The 18,164-nt window shown below is 61.5% G+C and carries 13 protein-coding genes; 5 read left to right on the top strand and 8 right to left on the bottom strand.

Going from position 1 to position 18,164, the window contains the following annotated elements; all coding sequences use genetic code 11:
* Window positions 1–55: 55 nt before the first annotated feature.
* On the bottom strand, window positions 56–6,850 hold the full coding sequence (locus ACWKV7_RS11730; protein WP_483857849.1) for an FG-GAP-like repeat-containing protein: 6,795 nt from the start codon (window positions 6,848–6,850) through the stop codon (window positions 56–58).
* A gap of 314 nt (window positions 6,851–7,164) precedes the next feature.
* Here ACWKV7_RS11730 and yejK point away from each other — a divergent pair, with 314 nt between their 5' ends.
* The 3 genes from yejK (at window position 7,165) to ACWKV7_RS11715 (ending at window position 10,028) form a co-directional block, all read left to right on the top strand.
* Window positions 7,165–8,172, top strand: coding sequence for a nucleoid-associated protein YejK (yejK, locus tag ACWKV7_RS11725; protein ID WP_483857848.1), 1,008 nt, complete (start codon window positions 7,165–7,167; stop codon window positions 8,170–8,172).
* Between the two features lie 194 nt (window positions 8,173–8,366).
* Entirely contained in the window at window positions 8,367–9,149 is a 783-nt protein-coding gene (locus ACWKV7_RS11720) for a DUF4344 domain-containing metallopeptidase (RefSeq protein WP_483857847.1), read from the top strand.
* Window positions 9,150–9,155: 6 nt separating this feature from the next.
* Window positions 9,156–10,028, top strand: a complete 873-nt coding sequence (locus ACWKV7_RS11715; RefSeq protein WP_483857846.1) for a DUF4344 domain-containing metallopeptidase — start codon at window positions 9,156–9,158, stop codon at window positions 10,026–10,028.
* Between the two features lie 24 nt (window positions 10,029–10,052).
* Here the strand turns inward: ACWKV7_RS11715 and ACWKV7_RS11710 are convergent, their stop codons facing one another.
* Window positions 10,053–10,988 (bottom strand): glutathione S-transferase family protein, encoded by a 936-nt coding sequence (locus ACWKV7_RS11710; protein WP_483857845.1) that lies wholly within the window; start codon window positions 10,986–10,988, stop codon window positions 10,053–10,055.
* A 63-nt stretch (window positions 10,989–11,051) separates the two neighbouring features.
* Window positions 11,052–11,348 (bottom strand): GIY-YIG nuclease family protein, encoded by a 297-nt coding sequence (locus tag ACWKV7_RS11705; RefSeq protein ID WP_483857844.1) that lies wholly within the window; start codon window positions 11,346–11,348, stop codon window positions 11,052–11,054.
* Between the two features lie 238 nt (window positions 11,349–11,586).
* On the opposite strand from ACWKV7_RS11705, the gene ACWKV7_RS11700 reads away from it, so the two are divergent.
* Window positions 11,587–12,075 (top strand): asparaginase domain-containing protein, encoded by a 489-nt coding sequence (locus tag ACWKV7_RS11700; RefSeq protein ID WP_483857843.1) that lies wholly within the window; start codon window positions 11,587–11,589, stop codon window positions 12,073–12,075.
* Window positions 12,076–12,224: 149 nt separating this feature from the next.
* Here ACWKV7_RS11700 and ACWKV7_RS11695 read toward each other — a convergent pair whose 3' ends face one another.
* Complete coding sequence (locus ACWKV7_RS11695; RefSeq protein ID WP_483857842.1) at window positions 12,225–12,707, bottom strand: nuclear transport factor 2 family protein; 483 nt, start codon at window positions 12,705–12,707, stop codon at window positions 12,225–12,227.
* 117 nt (window positions 12,708–12,824) lie between these two features.
* On the opposite strand from ACWKV7_RS11695, the gene ACWKV7_RS11690 reads away from it, so the two are divergent.
* Entirely contained in the window at window positions 12,825–13,799 is a 975-nt protein-coding gene (locus tag ACWKV7_RS11690) for a GlxA family transcriptional regulator (protein WP_483857841.1), read from the top strand.
* A gap of 122 nt (window positions 13,800–13,921) precedes the next feature.
* On the opposite strand, the gene ACWKV7_RS11685 is transcribed toward ACWKV7_RS11690, so the two are convergent.
* From ACWKV7_RS11685 to ACWKV7_RS11670, 4 genes are all read right to left on the bottom strand, one after another.
* Entirely contained in the window at window positions 13,922–14,686 is a 765-nt protein-coding gene (locus ACWKV7_RS11685) for an amino acid ABC transporter ATP-binding protein (RefSeq protein ID WP_483857840.1), read from the bottom strand.
* 9 nt (window positions 14,687–14,695) lie between these two features.
* Complete coding sequence (locus ACWKV7_RS11680) at window positions 14,696–15,796, bottom strand: amino acid ABC transporter permease (protein ID WP_483857839.1); 1,101 nt, start codon at window positions 15,794–15,796, stop codon at window positions 14,696–14,698.
* Between the two features lie 9 nt (window positions 15,797–15,805).
* Window positions 15,806–16,990: an amino acid ABC transporter permease gene (locus ACWKV7_RS11675; protein ID WP_483857838.1), complete on the bottom strand. Its 1,185-nt coding sequence runs from the start codon at window positions 16,988–16,990 to the stop codon at window positions 15,806–15,808.
* A 101-nt stretch (window positions 16,991–17,091) separates the two neighbouring features.
* Complete coding sequence (locus tag ACWKV7_RS11670) at window positions 17,092–18,120, bottom strand: amino acid ABC transporter substrate-binding protein (RefSeq protein WP_483857837.1); 1,029 nt, start codon at window positions 18,118–18,120, stop codon at window positions 17,092–17,094.
* Between the last annotated feature and the right edge of the window lie 44 nt (window positions 18,121–18,164).

Genomic DNA, 18,164 nt, shown 5'->3' with positions numbered 1-18,164 from the left:
AAAGCCCAAGAATTAAACACGAATAGCGCCTCTTCTACGGTAGCCATCCCTTTCATTATTGACCAACCTTTCCGGCCTTTTGGGCCCAATAATTTAATTCGGATTGCAATACAGCCATTTCTTGAGTATCCCAACCAAACATGCGGCTATGCCTGTTCATAAAGTCACGAACATGCCACTCGCGGAATGCTGTAGCGGCGCCGCCAGCATCCAGAACAGGATCGCCCCAAATTTTCGATTGAGTCCCATGTAGAAACTCTTCTATCAAGGTAAGTTTTTGTGGATTCTCTGAGCGCACTAGAACTGCCATATTACCAGGACCACCCGCAGAAGCATCCGCCCCGGTCATTTCCAGGAATTTGTAGTCGTCCGTTCCGGGCTTGGCCACAAAGACTTGTCTACGAGCAGAGATTGCGCTCATGAGTTCACTGGAAGCAGCTTGAGTTTGCCGGGCTTCCATATTGAACAGGGCGTTAGTACGTGCGCTGTTTGGAACAAAACGCCCGCCCAACCCAAAACTACCGGCCGGCATAGCCTTGGTAGCCAGTGCTCTCAAACCACCTGAAAGACCAGTCATTAAACTGCCAATACCAACCAGCCCATCGCCGTAGCGTTGATCAAGGTTGCTTGGCTTCAAGTAGGGCTGAGCTAAATCCTGCAAAGGCCCCGAGAACGGTATGGCCCAAGGGGCGCTAAGTACCAACGGAAGACTGGCATTCGTTAGCCCCTTCAGTCCGCCGATGGTAGCGTCACCCCAACTTGAGGGGCCGTTCCCACCGAAGGAGTTGAAGAACACCAGGCTCATATTGCTGGTGCTGAGTTCGAACCAGTTTCCGGGCGTACCGATATCCTCCAGCGCATAACCACTCGGGTCCACCCCCGCGAATGGCGAATTGAACCCATACGCATACCGATTGAACATCTGCGCATTGGTCGCGTCCTGGTAGATGATGTCGGCACTGAGGAAGCGGCCCAGGGTCGGGTCGTACACGCGGCCGTTCATATGGATCAGGCCGCTTTCCTGCAGGTGTTCGTGGTCGGTGAAGCCGCGACGGCTTTCCTTCATCGGCGCGGCGGTATCCGACCAGTCGGCGCCGCGCAGGCCGCCGAAGGGGGCGTAGGCCAGGCGTTCCAGGACCTTGCCTTGGGCATCCAGTACCACGTCCACCGAGCCGAGTTGGTCGCGCAGTTGGTACTTCAGGCTGACCGCGCCGCTGGCAACGTCCTTCTGGTGTTGCAAGTAGCTGCCGACGTAGGTGTTCTGCACCGCCTTGCCGGCTTCGATCACTTCTTCGAACTGGCCTTCGTCCAGATAGAAGGTGGTGCGATTGGCGGCTTGCTGGTAGAAGCGGCGCCTTTCAGGGTCGTACTGGAACAGGCTGGTCTGCCCGTCGCTGGCGATGCTCAGCGGTTTGTCGAACACGCTGTAGCCGACTCGGCGACTTGGGCCACTAAGCTGGTTACCGCGGGCATCGTAGCAGTAGGCGCCGGCGTCGCTACTTAGCACCGCGTGCGGGCCGGGCTGGACGATACCGCCCTGGCTCTGGCAAGCAGACTGCTGGGCAGCGGTGTACTGGCCATAGAACAACACGCCCGCTTGCGGATTGCTGGTGAGATTGCCCAGGGCGTCGTAGCTGTAACTGCCGACCAGGGTTTGACCGGCCAGGCTGCGCTGGCTGGTACTCAGCCGCTGAAGGGCGTCGTAGCTGAACTGTTCGCTATAGCCGCGCACGTCACTACGGGACAAGAGCAGGCCGATGGGGTCGTGGCGATAGCGCAATCCCTGTACCTGCCCTTCCGGTCCCTGGCTATCAAGTTCGTCCAGCCAACCACCCGCCTCATCGTAGCGATATTGACTGACCACACCGTTGCCGTAGCTGACTCGGGTAGCCTGACCATGCGCGTTCTGCGCCTCGATAGTGCGCAGCAGCTTGCCATCCGCTGCGTTACCTTCGCCGAGTAAATAGCCATAAGAGTTGTAGCGATGCTGGACGGCGAAGCCGGAAGCCCAGACGGTCTTCAGCGGACGGCTGAAGGCGTCGTAGACATAGCTATCGGAGTAGCCGCGCTGCTGTCCACCAACCTTCAACTCGGTGGAGCGGGCCTGCAAGCGACTGAGGCCATCATAGATGTAGCCCTGTACGAAACTACCGTCCACCTTGTACAGGCCGCTCAGCTTGCCAACGGCCTTTTTGCCCTTGTCATAGTCCCAGTGGGCAGTGTCGATAAGCTGGCTACCCTGGTAGTCCCGACGCTGAGTCAGGCGGCCAAGCAGGTCGTAGTCCTGTTCGACACGCATGCCGGGGCCGGTGGTTTCGCGCAGCAATCCATAGCCGTCGTAGCGGTAGGTCATCGCCCCCGAGTTGGGATCGTGCAGGCCTGTGCGGTTGCCCGCAAGGTCGTAAGTCATCAGCACGGCGGTTCGGGCATTGCCGTTCACTTCCGTTCGGGTGAGATTGCCCGCGCTGTCGTATCCGTAGCGGGTACTGACCGCCAGTAGGCTGCCAGCAGCATTGGTGCTGAGCATTAGGCGGCCGGCCGCGTCCTGTTCGCGCACCTCCACCTGGGTTTGCAGTTGCCCGTCGCGATTGAACTCCCGCGTCTTGCGCACGACGCTACCTCCGCCACTGCGCGCGCTGTATAGGGTAGTGATTGATGCGCCGCTGGCCATTTGCGCATAAATGACCCGGTTCAAGCCGTCATGGCGGAAGCTGTCGGCCTTGGCGTCGCTGCCGGCGTAGTAGGGCTGGGTGGCGTTGGTTCGGTTACCCCAGGCGTCGAAGGCCGAGTCACTATGGATTTCCCGACCATCAAAGCCCTGCTTGGTCTCCCGTAGCTTGCGCCCAAGGCTATCGAAGTGACTGCGCTGATTCGGAGCGCCCTGGCCTGCTGCGCTGGTATGGCTATGCTGGGTCAGTACGCGGTATTTCTCATGGAGCAGGCAGCCGCTGGAGCATCCTTCATAGGTGATGACGGCGAGGCTGCCATCGGCGCCCTGTTGGCGAAGGCTACGGCCGAAGCCGTCATAGACGGAGTTGGAAGTCAGTCCGTTGGCATCCGTTTCGCTCAGCACCCGGCCGGTTCCCACCGCGTAGGTACGAGTGAGCGCATGCCCCAGCGGGTTGACGATGCGCTGCGGGAAGCGCTGGGCCACGTAGTCCATATAGCGAGTGACCCTCGCCGGCCCGCCCTCGGCGGTCACCTTGAGCTGGCTCGGGTTACCTTGGGCGTCGTATTCGTATTCGTGGGTCTGCTGAAGGCCCGCCACTCCGGCAAAATGCACCTCGCGCGCAATGGCCAAGGTACCCGGCACGGGCGTGCGTTGAGTAACGGTCGTTTGCGCAGCCGCCCCGCTGGCCTCCATCACCTGCTCTTCGCGGGTGACGAAACCGAGCAGCCAGGTGGCGGTGTCGTCTTGGTATTGCCGCTTGATCTGGCTGCGCTGTACCCAGGCACCGGCCAAGCTGGGACGCTGCTCGCTGATTTCTTCGAGCAGGTTGCCGGTGGCCTTGTCGTACTGGTACTGCTGACGCGTGGCACCCTGCAGTTGGCCATCGAGTTCGAAGCGCTCTTCACTGACCGTTTTCGGCACCACGAAGCGCAGTTTGCCGTTGACCTCGCTCTGATACTCGATGCTCTTGCGAGTGACCACCTTGCCGTCGATTACCAGGGTTTCTTCGCTCAATGCACCAACATAGGGGAAGTCCTGGCGCAGTTTGCTGGTCGATGTCTGCTTGCGTTCCGGCACTTTACGCGTCACTTGGGCGAAGCCGAGAAAGCCGCGTCCGAGCAGGTCGATGCGGGCATCGCGGTATTCGAACAGCGTTTCATTCAGGCCGCCGATGCCATTGCTCTGCTGGAGCCGGCCGACTGCATAGCGCGGACCGCGCCAGTCGAGCAAGGGGAACTTGGCGTCCTTGCTGCCTTGGTAGAGTGCGCTATCGCTAAGCGGCTGGTAGGTAACGCGGGTCTGGTTATCCAGGCTGTCGGTGACACTGCTGAGCCATTCTGCATGCTGACGGGCCTGGCGGTGCAGACGCCATGAATATCTTCCTTTGCCTTGAGGTGCGGCCAGCAGCAAGTCTTCTTGGCCGTCTCCATTCCAATCGCCGATCAAACTGTGATGGGCACCTGCCAGAGGACCTGCCGGTAAAAACTCACATCTATCTTCAAGAAAGCCAAGTAGAGAAATAAGCCCTGCACGAACTGCAGGAGCCGATACGGCGGCAATCTGTGCCAAAGATTTCTGACGATTCTCAGGAAATTTTTCACACCCCGGAAGCGAAGAGTTGAACTCTTCTTTCGCCTCGACCACAGGAGTGTTTATGTCTATCCGATCAAACCCCACTCCTGTGGATCTAAGTACCTCATAACGCTTCAGCGCACGATTTATATATAGCAGGTCATGTCTTCCGTCCCCATCGTAGTCCAATGGCTTCGGAATATAGTCAGCGTTCTCGCGCCTAATGCTTGCGCTAGAGAAAATGTCAATGGAAGAAATTTCTGTCTTTTGCTGAACAAAATTTGCCACGGATAGCGCCCCTCCCTTGTTCAAATGGAGAACCACTTTTTTGTCGTTTCCGGCAGCGGCAAAGTCCAAGTAACCATCACCATTAACGTCCAGCACGACCGCCCCGTCTACCGGAATGCCCAAATCGATTCTTCCACTTAAGTTCGCCGAACCATGGCGCGAAAGTGGCAGGATCGCATAGGTCTGAACTCCATTTTTCACTATGGTAGTAAGCAGATTCCATTGCCCATCACCATCCTGACTGAATGGCATAAGCCAAGGAGCCCCTTCGCGCGAAACCGTCACGCCAGACAGTCGTTTACTTGCGGTAAAAGTTCCCCCTTTATTCTCATAGACTTGCCAAACCCCGCTCGCAGGCAAGAGTAAATCCGAGAGGCCATCATTATTGAAATCCATGGCAACAGCCTTGGCGGCTGTTACAAAGGTGGGAACCTGCTCTATATCTCCAGAGAAATTGGTCGTTATGGATGCAATGCTGTTAGATGGCCAAGTCACTACATCTTTAGAGCCACCCTTCGCATCCACATATGACCACGCCATTGACCGGGACAGGCCGCCAACCATAGCCCTTAAATAGACAACTCCCTGCTGTCCATCCCCATCCACGTCGATAGGCGAGGCAGTTAAGATCACTGAATTCGCTGGCGGAGTTGCAATTAGAATATTTTCTCCAAGCCCCGACCCGCTCCCAAGAGCAACATAAATTGCAGTTGCTGTCACTGACAGCAGGTCATTTATACCGTCACCATTCCAGTCCATAGGAGTCTCCACGGACAGGAGCCGGCTTCCCATGGGCTTATAGGCCGCAAGTTGCGTTCCATCAACGAAGCGGTTTTCTTGTTTTAGATAGTTAAAACTATTACCCCCTAAACACTGGCGCACGCCATTTTCGATACCGCAGCTTTGTAAATTTGTCACTCGCGGTAAAGACGTACTGGGGCTGTACTCATAACCGATCCGGTACTCGCGTAATGGCGTGCCGTCGGGCGCGTAGGTGGCTACCCGCTCCAGCAGCTTGTCGAGCTTCACTTCGCCACCAAGCGCAAACTGACGAGGCGCATTGCTGCGAGCACGATAGAAGAATTCGATCTTCGCTCCGGCGTAGTCAATGGAGGCGGGAAGCGGCATTCCACCGGAACTCGTATAACTCACGTCCAGCGTGTTGCCGAAACGATCCTGGATATTATCCAACTGCCAGGCCAGCGGCTTTCCGCCGGTCGGGAGGACACGGCTGGTGGCGGTCTTGCCGAGCGTCATGATCCAGCCGTTCTTCGAACGCACTTCGAAATGGGGATCGGCCGCAGAGCCCTTCAGCATTACCTGCGCAAAGGAATCGATTTCCGTGCGATAGATGCTACCCGGCTGCCATTCCGTGCCGGATACCAATTGCAAGCGCTGACCATCGAGACACAATTTGTCCACAGACGAACCGCTAGGCGTACCGCTGTAGCCATCTTGTGCAATGGTCGCCGCGCAGCGATGGATACTGCTTAGGCCGGACAATCCCCAGCCGTGCCCCAGGTAGCCGTCCCGCCCGCCCATCTGATAGCCAATCGACAAGGCTGGCTGCAAACCATTCACGCCGACTGGCAATTCCAATGGCAGGCTGTAGACGAACCGACCATCAAGGGTTACCTGCGCCCCGCCATCGGCCAGCCCCCAGGCGCTGGCCGGCAGGGGAGCGTCGCCAACGGGAACTGCTGCAGGCTGGGAAGGGCGGTAAGGCTGTGCAGTGGCAAATCCGGAAACGCCTGCAAACAATACCTGGCCAGGCACTCCCGGTTTGCTTAGCAACAAATCGGCCTTGCCATCACCATTGAAATCCTTCCATTCAAGTTGGTAACCGCCATCGGCGGAAAACTCGATGCCCAACTGACGCGAGTCGAGCATCTGGGCAACTGAGGGCGTTCCGGTATTGGACAGGGTCAGCAGCAGCCCCTCCTGGCCGGTGGCATCGGGCCGAAGCAGCAGATCGGTGATGCCGTCGCCGTTGAAGTCCCCCGCCACCAGGCTGTAGGGAGCGTCTTTCCAAGCCACCGTCTTGATCTTCGCCGCGTCCGGGGGCGTCAGCACGTTGTATTGCCCACGGGCGTCCTTGAGCAACACGACGTCGTGCTGGCTACGGGGAACGACCAGGGACGTGAGGCCGTTGAGCGGCAGTGCCAGGGGTAAGGGACGTGCCGCCAGATACAGGTCCGGAAGACCGTCGCCGTTGTAATCGCCCTGCAAGACCTTGTGGCTGCTCGCGCTCCACTCGATGGCGAAGGCGTTGAACGACAGGAACATACCAATAAGAACAGCAATACCTTTGAATCGCATAGTGGATCCTAAAAAAGGTGAAAGTCGGCTCAACGCGCCTTGGTCAGCACGGGACGGAGCGATAAAGGGGGTTGCGAGACAACCGCTGCGCAGATGGCAGCAAGGAAGAGACACACTGAAAAAAGCGGCATGAATTTCCATCCTTGGATGACGGCTGCGGTACCCTTCGCTGGGCGCCTATCTATAAGGTCGGGCACGATAGCGAATTGGCGACAACCCGACGCCAAACCTTTGGCTGGAGGTTTTGCCGGAAGGCCCCTTGCTTGCAGTAAACTTCACCGCTTTCCACCACCGTGCCGCGAGCCCGAGCAGCCATGCCCATCCGTCACTGCATCGTCCACCTGATCGACAAGAAACCCGACGGCAGCCCCGCCGTGCTGCACGCCCGCGATTCCGAGCTGGGCGAGTCGCAGGCCATTGAGAATCTGCTGGCCGATCTCAACGAGAGCTACAACGCCAAGCAGGGCAAGGCCTGGGGCTTTTTCCACGAGGAATCCGGGGCCTATCCGTTCAGCGGGTGGCTGGCCCAGTACCTGGAGGGCGAGCGGGACTTCACCGCCTTCAGCCGCCAGGCTGTGGAGCAGTTGCAGAAGCTGATGGAGGAGTCGAACCTGTCCACCGGCGGCCACGTGCTGTTCGCCCACTATCAACAGGGCATGACCGATTACCTGGCGATCGCCCTGCTGCACCACAGCGAGGGGGTGACGGTGACCGAGTCGCTGGAAGTGGCGCCGGCCAAGCACCTGGATCTCGGCCAACTGCACCTCGCCGCGCGCATCAATATCTCCGAGTGGCGCAACAACAAGCAGTCCAAGCAGTACATCTCCTTCATCAAGGGCAAGAACGGCAAGAAGGTGTCGGATTACTTCCGCGACTTCATCGGTTGCCAGGAAGGTGTCGACGCACCGAGCGAGACCCGCACGCTGCTCAAGGCCTTCAGCGATTTCGTCGAGAGCGAGGACCTGGCCGAGGAACAGGCCCGCGAGAAGACCAGCGCGCTGGTCGACTACGCCACTACCCAGGCCAAGCTGGGCGAGCCGATGACGCTGGAGGAGCTGTCCGGGGTGATCGACGAGGACCGCCCGCGGGCCTTCTACGAGCACATTCGCAACAAGGACTACGGCCTGTCGCCGGAGATTCCGCCGGACAAGCGCACCCTCAACCAGTTCCGCCGTTTCACCGGCCGCGCCGAGGGGCTGTCGATCAGCTTCGAGGCGCACCTGCTGGGCTCGAAGATCGAATACGACGAAACCCAGGACACGCTGATCATTCGCAACCTGCCGACCCAGCTGCGCGACCAGCTCAAGCGACGTAAGGACTGAAGCCGGCCCTGCGGTTGGGCTAGAGTCAAAGAAGGCTCACCAGCCACGAGGTGCCGGGTGTGAAGCCACTTCGCAGTCCGCCGAGTGCGGCAACGCGCGGTTGCCGCCGGGCCGCGTACGCGCTCTTGTGTCTCGCCCTGGTATCCAGCGCAGCGGTCCGCGCCTCCGGCGAGCCACCGCCGGAAGCCCTGCGTATGGACGGGGCGCGCTTCGTTGCGGCGAACGCCGAGTTCACTCTGCTGCATGAGATGGGTCACCTGCTGATCGCCGAGTTGGATCTCCCCGTGCTCGGCCGCGAGGAAGATGCCGCCGACCAGTTGGGCTTCATCAGTTTGTTCCTCTCCTCCGGGCGCCAGCGCGACGCTGATTTCTACGCCAAGCTGCTGGACGTCGCCGACTATTGGCGACTGGAATGGCAGCGCGCCAAGCCCGCCGAGGAAGAGGTGCCGACCTGGGCCAGCCACGGCCTCGATGCGCAGCGCTTCTACAATCTGGCGTGTCTGCTCTATGGCAGCGATCCCGATCAGCTTGAGTGGGTGCCCAAGGTCACCGGACTGCCGGTGGAGCGTGCACTCTACTGCGATCAGGAATACAGCCAGGCGCGCAAGGCGCTGGCCTGGGTCGAGCGGCAGCATGGCTACCGGCCCGGCGAGCCGGTGCACCATCGCATCCGGGTAGTCTACGAGGAGCCGAACATGCGCCTGGAAGACGGCCAGAGGCTGCTCGAACAGATCCGTGGTAGCGGCGACATCGATACCATCGCTGCCCATGCCAGCGAGGCATATCGCCTGCCCCGCGACCTGACCTTGCGCCTGATCAGTTGTGGCGCGCCGGACGCTTGGTACAGTCGCACCGGCGGCGAGTTGGTGCTCTGCTACGAGCGGCTCGCCTATTTCCAGACATTGGCAGCCAACCTGGCGCTACTGCGCCAGTCCCTGGCCCATCAATATTGCCTGGCGTGCCCACCCAAGGATTGATCACCGATGCACCACCCGTCCCAGCCAAAGCCCGGTCGACAAGCTGCTCGGGCGCTCGTCACAGGCGTGTTCGTCTGCCTGGTCTTTCTGCTTTGCCGCCTTGCGAGCGCCGCACCGGCGCAAGTGCTGCGCGCGGACGAGGCCCGCTTCGTCACCGCCAACGCCGAGTTCACCCTGCTCCATGAGATGGGTCACCTGTTGATCAGCGAACTCAAGCTGCCGGTGCTCGGCCGCGAGGAAGACGCCGCCGATCAACTGGGCTTCATGGGGCTGTTCCTGCTGCACCAACGCCAGCACGACGACGATTTCTACGCCAAGCTGATCGACGTCGCCGACTACTGGCGCCTGGAAGCGGAGCGCCAGATACCGGGGCAGGAAGAAATCAAGGAATGGGACAGTCACGCGCTCGACTCCCAGCGTTTCTTCAACATCGCCTGCCTGGCTTACGGCAGCGACCCTCGGCGCCTGGAATGGGTGATCGAAGTCACCGGCCTGCCGGACGAGCGGGCTTTCTACTGCCCGGAGGAATACCAGCAGGTGGAATATGCGGTGGACTGGATTCGGCAGAACTTCAGCCATGCGCAGCAGCAGGAGCCTCGCCATCGCATCGGCGTGCGCTACGAACTACCACCGAGCCAGCTCAAAGGCGGCATGGAGCTGCTGGAGAAGATTCGCGCCTCCGGCGAACTGGAAGCAGTGGCGGACAAGGCCAGCCGCACCTTCGACCTGCCGCGCGACCTGACCCTTGTAGTGACGGCCTGCGGCGGCCCGGATGCCTGGTACAACCGCCTCATCGGCGAAGTGTCGCTCTGCTACGAGCGCATCGACCATTTTCGCCAGCTGGCCCGCGAGCTGCCACGCCTGCGCGGCGGAAAATAGCCGCGCGGGCGTAGCCGGACAGGCTTAGCGGGGCTCGATGCGAAAGCCCATGCGCGGGAAATGGACGTGGACGATGCCGGCGCGCTCGTCTTCGCGGCGCAGGATCAGCTCCTCGCGGCCGGCGAACAGGAGTTCGCCTTCCACCGGGTCCACACCGTAGTCGACGGCGGCGACCACTACCCGCTGACCAGGCTGAAAGCCGTTGGGCTCGTTGAAAATTTCTTCCGGCAGTGGCGCCGGGCTGGCTTCATGGGCAATCCCGATGGCCTCGGCGGCGCCGAGTTCGCTGGCAGAACCATGGCCGAAGCCGAGAACGCGGCCGAGCCAGGCAGACACGGAGGGATACTCGTCGACCAGCGGCGCAGTGACCGGCGTGCCCTTGAGGAACCACAGCGGATGAGCCATGGCGAAGTCCGCGACCGAGGGCTCGCCGAACAGGAAGTCGCCGTCCTCGCGGGCCAGTTGCTGCTCCAGGCGCGCCATCAGGCACGGCCACTGATGCTTGGCCTGCTCCAGCGGCAGGCGGCTGGCGTTGCCGCCGCTGAACAAGCCGGCGCGATCCGCCAGAAAGCCCTTGATCGCCTCCGGCGGCAGCTTGCCGAAACGCACGGCCACCGACTCCGGCTGGAAGACCAGGCTTACCGCATGCTGGAACACCACCGAATCGGCCCATTGGGCGAAGCTGGCAACGTTGAACTCCTGGCCCTCGGGAAACAGCGCTGGGGTCGCTTTCTCCGCTTCCAGGCGGCGGGCGATCAGCGCGGTGTCGCAGTAGATATCGGCCCCCACTTGCAGCACCGGAGTCTTGCGGTAGCCCCCGGTCAGCGCCATCAGGTCGGGCTTGGGCATCACCCGCGGAATGATCACCGAGCGCCAGGACAACTGCTTGAAGCCCAGCATCAGGCGTGCTTTTTCGGCGAACGGCGATTCGGGATAGTGGTGCAGGATCAGCTCGTGCATGGCGGTGCTCCGCATCGGGGAAAGCCGCCACTTTACTCGCCCAGCTCATCAGGGCCTACCCGATCAGGATGATGAATCGCTATCAGTCAGCTCGATGATATGGTTGAGAGTCAGCGCTTCCTTGGCGCGCTTGGGCAAGCGCTTGATCGCCCGCTCGCGGCGCAGCGCGGCACCCTTGTCGCTGCAGGCCTCGACATAGACCAGTGCCTGGGCCGGGCTGGAATGGAAGAAGCGCGCGCCCTTGCCGCTTCGATGTTGCTCGAAGCGCCGTTCGGGGTCATCGCTGATGCCGCAATAGAGTGCGCCGTTCAGTGCACGCACCAGGTAGACGAACCAGGGTTTGCTCTGCGCCACGGTCATGGGCGCGACTCGCCGACGGGTGCCTTGGCGCGATCGGGCAACGTCTCTACCCGGTATGCCGAGCCGGCCGCCAGTAGTCGAGAGATTCCGACCGCCAGGCCGTTGGCAGCGCACGTATCGAAGCCGGGAAACTGAACCAGAGCGATCAAAAGTCGCATGTCCTGCGTTGGGTTTGCCGGCGAGCTTAGGGGATAATCCCCCGACCTGCCACACGCGACCTCACCAGGAGCACAACAAGATGCAGATCCAGATCTTCACCACCGGCGGCACTTTCGACAAGGTCTATTACGACGCCCTCTCCGACTTCCAGATTGGTGATCCGATGGCGCCGCAGATCCTTCAGGAAGCCGGTGTGACCTTCGACTTTCAGGTGGAAAGCCTGCTGAAAAAGGACAGCCTGGAACTGACCGACGAAGACCGCCAGCTGATCCGTGCCAAGGTCGCCGCCTGCCCCGCCAGGCACATCCTGATCACCCATGGCACCGACACCATGACCAACACCGCCGAGGTGCTCAAGGATATTCCCGGCAAGGTGATCATCTTCACCGGCGCCATGCAGCCGGCCCGCATGCGCCTGACCGATGCCCCCTTCAACCTCGGCGTGGCCATCGGCGCCCTGCAATGCCTGAACGACGGCATCTACGTGGCCATGAGCGGCCGCATCTTCGAAGCCGGCAAGGTGAAGAAGAACCGCGCCGCCGGCCGCTTCGAGGAAAACGCAGGCTGAGGTCGTCAGGACGGGTCGGGGAGATCGCGCCGAGCCGATATTCCCAACCCACCCTGTGTGGCTTGCAGCCCGAAGGCAACCAGGCATCCCTGCGCTGCCTGCTCCTGGATACCGACCTTCGTCGGCACGACGGGCTTGAGGGAGCCGCGCTACCGCACCACGCCGCGCCCCGCACGATAGGCCGCCAACCCCTTCAGTGCCTGCTTGCGAATCGCCGCCTGCACCGCTGGCATCCATCCCAGCAAAACGCCTTTCATGCCCAGCGCCTGACGCGCCCAGCGCCACAGGTCGAAATGATCGCGGTGCTCGACGATCTTTCCATCGTGAAAGACGAAACGCGCCTGGATGCGATTGACCACGGTTTTGCCGGTCTGGCTGAACAGGTAGGTCGCCACCCAGCGTGCACTGCCGCTGGCGTCATCAGCCTGCACTCCGTCGAAGGTGAGGGAAAAATCCTGTGCGCGGCTGGCCAGCATGCGCCACATGTCGCCAGCTTCCTCGCCGCGCAATTCCTGGAAGACCGGATCACCGAAGACCACGTCTTTGGCATAGCAGGCGCACATGACTTCGGCGTCCAGCCGCTGGAAGGCCTGGTAGAAGCGAGTGATCAGTTCGGCATTGGGATGGTTCATGGTGGGCTCCGCCTGCGGGTGTGCTCGGGAGTCATTATTCGCGGGCCGATAGCCAACGGCGATTGGCGGCATCGACAACTTTGTGTCAATAATCGCCAATCTCATCTTGGTGACCCCATGCTGACCATCGCCCTTTATGTGTGCCCGCAGAGCGTCTGCTCCAGCCTGAGCATGGCGATGGATGCATTCGCCCTGGCCAATCGTCTGGCCGGGCGCAAGTTGTTCGACGTGAAGCGCTGCAGCCTCGACGGCCAGACCGTGGAGCTGGGCTTCGCCAGCGTGCGCATAGATGGCGACCTGCGTCTGGCGGAGCGCGCCGGGCTGCTACTGATACCGGCGACCGGCGACGCCATCGACCAAACCCTCGGCGCCAATGCCGGCTTCCTGCGCTGGTTGGCCACGCGCCCGGCCGAGCAGCAGGTAGCGAGCCTGTGCAGCAGCGCCTTCCTGCTGGCCGCAGCCGGCCTGCTCGATGGCCGACGGGCGACTACCCATTGGGCGCTAGCAGCGGAGTTCCGTCGCCGTTTTCCCCAGGTGCGATTGGATAGCGAGGAACTGCTCACCGAAGACGGCAACCTGTTCTGCTCCGGCGGCGCCCAGGCCGGGCTGGATCTGTGCCTGCATCTGATCGCCCGGCATGCCGGTATCTGGCTGGCACAACGAGTGGCCAGCGCCCTGGTGTTCGACCTGCAGCGTGGCCGCCAAACACGCTTCAGCCCACTGCTGCCGGATACCCGCACCGACGACTCCCTGATCGCGCCGCTGCTCGATTGGCTTGGCGGGCACTATGCCGAACCCGTCGATCTCAAACGCTTGGCCGAGCGCGCGCACTGCTCGCCGCGAACGCTGCTGCGGCGCTTCAAGGCCAGCACCGGGCTGACGCCCAACGACTATTTGCAGCGCCTGCGCATCGGCGCCGCGCAAACCGCCTTGCGCAACCCGGCACGCTCGCTGGAACAGGTCGCCGCCCAGGTCGGCTACGGCGACCGCGCCGCCTTCGCCAAGCGCTTCAAGCAACTCTGCGGGGAAACGCCAGGGGCATTCCGGCGACGATTGCGTGGGGCCCAGGCGGAGCGCCTCTCAGGCGAATAAGCTCGCCCCTGCGACAGCGCGGTGCTCCGGCAGGGGCGAATTCATTCGCTGCCCCGATCGAATAGCGCGACAACAAAAAAGGAGCCCGAGGGCTCCCTTCTTGCTTTGGCGCTACGCCAGCCTCAGTGCAGGATCTGCCCGAGGAACAGCTTGGTGCGCTCGTTCTGCGGGTTGTCGAAGAACGCGTTGGGTTCGTTCTCTTCGACGATCTCGCCCTTGTCCATGAAGATCACCCGATTCGCCACGGTGCGGGCAAAGCCCATCTCGTGGGTCACGCAGAGCATGGTCATGCCGTCTTCGGCCAGGCCGATCATGGTATCCAGCACTTCCTTGACCATTTCCGGATCGAGGGCCGAGGTCGGCTCGTCGAACAGCATGATCTTCGGCTTCATGCACAGCGCGCGGGCAATCGCCACACGCTGCTGCTGACCGCCGGAGAGCTGCCCCGGATACTTGTGGGCCTGCTCCGGGATACGCACGCGCTCGAGGAAATGCATGGCGACTTCCTCGGCCTTGCGCTTGGGCATCTTGCGCACCCACATCGGTGCCAGAGTGCAGTTCTGCAGCACGGTCAGGTGCGGGAAGAGGTTGAAGTGCTGGAACACCATGCCCACTTCGCGGCGGATCGCCTCGATGTGCTTGAGGTCGCTGGTCAGCTCGGTGCCATCGACGACGATGCGGCCCTGCTGGTGTTCTTCCAGGCGGTTGATGCAGCGAATGGTGGTCGACTTGCCGGAGCCCGAGGGGCCGCACAGCACGATGCGCTCGCCCTGCGCCACGTTCAGGTTGATGTCCTTGAGCACGTGGAACTGGCCGTACCACTTGTGCACGCCCTGAAGCTGGATGATGCCTTCGCCGGCGACAGGCTGCTTGCTTGCTTCACTCATGAGTCACTCCTAACGCTTGTGGCCGGTGTCCAGCTTGCGCTCCAGGTGCATGGAGTAGCGGGACATGCTGAAACAGAAAATCCAGAACACCAGGGCGGCAAACACGTAGCCCTCGGTAGCCATGCCCAGCCAGGCCGGGTCGGTGGTGGCTTGTTTGATGCTGTTGAGCAGATCGAACAGGCCGATGATGATCACCAGGCTGGTGTCCTTGAACAGTGCGATGAAGGTGTTGACGATGCCGGGGATGACCAGCTTTAGCGCCTGCGGCAGGATCACCAGGCCCATCATGCGCCAGTAACCCAGGCCCATGGCCGCGGCCGCTTCGTACTGCCCCTTCGGGATCGCCTGCAAACCGCCGCGAACCACTTCGGCGATATAGGCCGACTGGAACAGGATCACGCCGATCAGCGCGCGCAGCAGCTTGTCGAACGACAGCCCCTCGGGCAGGAACAGCGGCAGCATCACCGAGGACATGAACAGCACGGTGATCAACGGCACACCACGCCAGAACTCGATGAAGGTGACGCAGATCACCCGGATCGCCGGCATGTTCGAGCGCCGTCCAAGCGCCAGCAGGATGCCCAGCGGCAACGCACCGACGATGCCCACCGAAGCGATGACCAGGGTCAGCGTCAGGCCGCCCCAGCGGCTGGTCGGCACGTTGACCAGGCCCAGGAAACCGCCGTGCAGCAGCCAGTAGGCCACAAACGGATAGATCACCAGAAAGGCCAGGCCATACATCGCCTTGCGCGGCATCTGCGGAATGAACAGGGGCGCCGCGCCGATGACCACCAGCCAGGCGGCCAGGTCCACCCGCCAGCGCAGTTCGGTCGGATAGAAGCCGTACATGAACTGGCCGATGCGCTGCTTGACGAACACCCAGCAGGCGCCGTCGCCGGTGCAGTCGGCACGGGTGGTGCCCGTCCAGTCGGCGTCCAGGAACGCCCACTGCAATAGCGGCGGTACGACCAGCCAGATCAGGTAGAGCGCGAAGAACGTCAGCAGCGTGTTGAACACGCTGGAAAACAGGTGGGCCCGCATCCAGCCGAGCACACCCACGCTCATCGCTGGCGGCGGCAGATCGGGTTTGAAGCTATGTGTAATGGTCATGCGCTCACCTCACCGCTCGATCAGCGCAATGCGCTTGTTGTACCAGTTCATCAGGATGGAAATGCTGATGCTGATAGCCAGGTACACACTCATGGTGATGGCGATCGTTTCGATCGCCTGGCCAGTCTGGTTGAGCACCGTGCCGGCGAACAACGAGACCATGTCCGGATAACCGATACCGGCCGCCAGCGAGGAGTTCTTGACCAGGTTCAGGTACTGACTGGTCAGCGGCGGAATGATCACGCGCAGGGCCTGCGGAATGATCACCAGGCGCAGCGTGGTGCCACCCTTCAGGCCCAGCGAGCGCGCCGCTTCGGTCTGTCCATGGCTGACCGCCTGGATACCGGAGCGCACGTTCTCGGCGATGAAGGCCGCGGTGTAGATGGTCAGCGCCAGGCCCAGGGCCATCAGCTCGGGAATCACCACCCAGCCGCCACGGAAGTTGAAGCCTTGCAGCGCCGGCACGTTCCAGTCGAACGGGTTGCCGAACAGCAACACGCTCAGGCCCGGCAGGCATACCAGCAACGCCAGGGAAGTCCAGAAGCGCGGGAACGGCTTGCCGGTGGCCTCGAAACGCGCCTTGCCCCAGCGCGTGACCAGGACGACGGCGACGATGGCGGCGGCGAGCATGAGCATGAATGGCCAGAACCCACCGGTGCCTTCCGGTGCCGGCATGTACAGGCCGCGATTGCTGAGGAAGAAGGCATCGCCGATGCTCATGGCCTGCCGTGGGCCGGGCATGGGCAACATGACCGCGAAATACCAGAAGAAGATCTGCAACAACAGCGGGATATTGCGGAAGGTCTCGATATAGACGGTCGCCAGCTTGCTGAGCAGCCAGTTCGGCGAGAGCCGGGCCACGCCGATCAGAAAACCGAGAAGGGTCGCCAACACGATGCCGATACTGGAAACCAACAGCGTGTTCAGCAGTCCGATGACGAACACCCGGCCATAGCTATCGCTTTCGGTGTATTCGATCAGGTGCTGGGCGATACCGAAACCGGCGCTGTTCTGCAGGAAGCCGAAACCGGAGACGATCCCGCGTTGGTCGAGGTTGTGTTGAGTGTTTTGGAACAGATACCAGCCGAACGCCACGACTGAGATAACGGCGATGATCTGAAAGAACCACGCGCGAATCTGCGGATCGGTCCATACCGAGCCGCGGGCACGCGGGGCAGGCGCACTAGTTTGCATAACAGCCCTCATAAAGAATCCCCGGTGGCCGCTGACTGCCAGCCCCGGGGTTTGTTCTTATCGGAACGTTGCCGCCGCCCTGGGGCGGCGGCAACAGACGGTCAGCGCACCGGCGGCGCGTATTGCAGACCACCCTTGTTCCAAAGGGCATTGAGACCACGCTCGATCTTTAGCTCACTGCCGGCACCGACATTGCGCTCGAAGGATTCGGCGTAGTTGCCGACTTGCTTGATGATCTGCACGGCCCAGTCTTTCGGCAGTTTCAGATCCTTGCCGTACTCGCCTTCACCACCCAGCAGGCGGGCAATGTCCGGGTTCTTGGTGTTCTTGGCCATGTCCTCGACGTTCTTCGAGTTCACCCCCAGCTCCTCGGCGTTGAGCATGGCGAACAGCGACCAGCGAGCGATGTTGAACCACTCGTCGTCACCCTGACGTACCACCGGGCCCAGCGGTTCCTTGGAGATGACTTCCGGCAGCACCACGTAGTCGTCCGGCTTGGCCAGCTTGATACGCTGGGCGTACAGCTGGGACTGGTCGGAGGTCAGCACGTCGCAACGACCGGACTCCAGCGACTTGGCGCTCTCGTCGGAAGTATCGTAGGTGATGGGGGTGTACTTCATGCCGTTGGCACGGAAGTAGTCGGAGAGGTTGAGTTCGGTGGTGGTACCGGCCTGGATGCAGACGGTGGCGCCATCGAGTTCCTTGGCGCTGGAAACGCCGAGTTTCTTGTTAACCAGGAAGCCTTGGCCGTCGTAGTAGTTCACGCCGGCGAAGTTCAGACCCATGCCCGCATCGCGGGAGCTGGTCCAGGTGGTGTTGCGCGAGAGCACGTCCACTTCGCCGGACTGCAGAGCGGTGAAACGCTCCTTGGCGGTCAGCGGGCTGTATTTGACCTTGCTGGCGTCGCCGAATACCGCAGCGGCGATGGCGCGGCAAACATCAACGTCGAGGCCCATGTAGTTGCCCTTGGCATCGGCATAGGAGAAGCCCGGCAGACCGTCGCTGATACCGCACTGCACGAAGCCCTTCTTCTGTACCGCATCCAGGGTAGCGCCCGCTTGCGCGAAGCCGCTGACACCGAGCACAGCCGCTGTGGTCAGCACAGCCAGGGTGGATTTCACCATCTTCATTAAAACCTCCAGTTGCTCTTGTTGTGTTTGGAGTCTCGACCCTA

The sequence above is a fragment of the Zestomonas ipomoeae genome, from assembly GCF_057128665.1.
Note: the sequence above shows the minus strand (reverse complement) of the source record. Positions and strands in the feature narration are given on the sequence as shown.

Bases quoted from the DNA above. Each gene is read 5' to 3' on its own strand.
- ACWKV7_RS11730 (WP_483857849.1), bottom strand. From the start codon at position 6,850: ATGCGATTCAAAGGTATTGCTGTTCTTATTGGTATGTTCCTGTCGTTC.
- yejK (WP_483857848.1), top strand. From the start codon at position 7,165: ATGCCCATCCGTCACTGCATCGTCCACCTGATCGACAAGAAACCCGAC.
- ACWKV7_RS11720 (WP_483857847.1), top strand. From the start codon at position 8,367: ATGGACGGGGCGCGCTTCGTTGCGGCGAACGCCGAGTTCACTCTGCTG.
- ACWKV7_RS11715 (WP_483857846.1), top strand. From the start codon at position 9,156: ATGCACCACCCGTCCCAGCCAAAGCCCGGTCGACAAGCTGCTCGGGCG.
- ACWKV7_RS11710 (WP_483857845.1), bottom strand. From the start codon at position 10,988: ATGCACGAGCTGATCCTGCACCACTATCCCGAATCGCCGTTCGCCGAA.
- ACWKV7_RS11705 (WP_483857844.1), bottom strand. From the start codon at position 11,348: ATGACCGTGGCGCAGAGCAAACCCTGGTTCGTCTACCTGGTGCGTGCA.
- ACWKV7_RS11700 (WP_483857843.1), top strand. From the start codon at position 11,587: ATGCAGATCCAGATCTTCACCACCGGCGGCACTTTCGACAAGGTCTAT.
- ACWKV7_RS11695 (WP_483857842.1), bottom strand. From the start codon at position 12,707: ATGAACCATCCCAATGCCGAACTGATCACTCGCTTCTACCAGGCCTTC.
- ACWKV7_RS11690 (WP_483857841.1), top strand. From the start codon at position 12,825: ATGCTGACCATCGCCCTTTATGTGTGCCCGCAGAGCGTCTGCTCCAGC.
- ACWKV7_RS11685 (WP_483857840.1), bottom strand. From the start codon at position 14,686: ATGAGTGAAGCAAGCAAGCAGCCTGTCGCCGGCGAAGGCATCATCCAG.
- ACWKV7_RS11680 (WP_483857839.1), bottom strand. From the start codon at position 15,796: ATGACCATTACACATAGCTTCAAACCCGATCTGCCGCCGCCAGCGATG.
- ACWKV7_RS11675 (WP_483857838.1), bottom strand. From the start codon at position 16,990: ATGCAAACTAGTGCGCCTGCCCCGCGTGCCCGCGGCTCGGTATGGACC.
- ACWKV7_RS11670 (WP_483857837.1), bottom strand. From the start codon at position 18,120: ATGAAGATGGTGAAATCCACCCTGGCTGTGCTGACCACAGCGGCTGTG.